General features: G+C 33.3%; 1 pseudogene. It reads right to left on the minus strand.

The features are described 5' to 3' along the window. Positions 1-558 (minus strand): annotated as a pseudogene (locus tag ACODR7_RS21570) (IS4 family transposase); the annotation flags it as partial. Positions 559-616 lie beyond the last annotated feature (58 nt).

The raw sequence follows: 616 nt of genomic DNA on the forward strand, positions 1-616 counted from the left end.
AGCCTGGGCAAGAGCATTGTCTTCCGCCGAATATTTCTGTCCCGTAAAAACATCTACCGCTGATGGTAAAATTCCATCATATGAAAAACTGAATTTTACTAATTTTTTTCCACTTTTCTGATCAATTCCTTCCTTAAGCTTATTGCATGTATCAGCTACAATAGTACTGTCAACTCTGATTAAGTTATATTTTTCGATTTCCGTCCTGGAATAAAGTTCCGAAAGTCTTCCGTACATCTGCTCGTAGATTTCTATGAAATAATTGGAATCAATTTTTGAAAGCCTCTCGGAAATTGAACTCCTTCGAACCTTTTCCTCTTCCCCTAAACCAAACAACGCTTTGAATCCACTGCTGTTAAACGTATCTTCCAAGGTTCTTTGACTTAATTTTTCATTATCAAACATGCAATACAAAAGCAGGTAGAATATTTTTCTTCCATGCAAAACTTTACTATAATAATCCACTTTTGTACTTGCGGAAAGATGACTTAAAAGTGCTTCGGGAATAAATTCCAACACATCTTTAAGTGATATTTTATGATCTTTAAAAACTGACATAAACAATTGATTATCAGCGGTAAAGATACAAAAAATCAAACAATAAAACAAATTAAAC

This window comes from Chryseobacterium sp. FG46, from assembly GCF_057809135.1.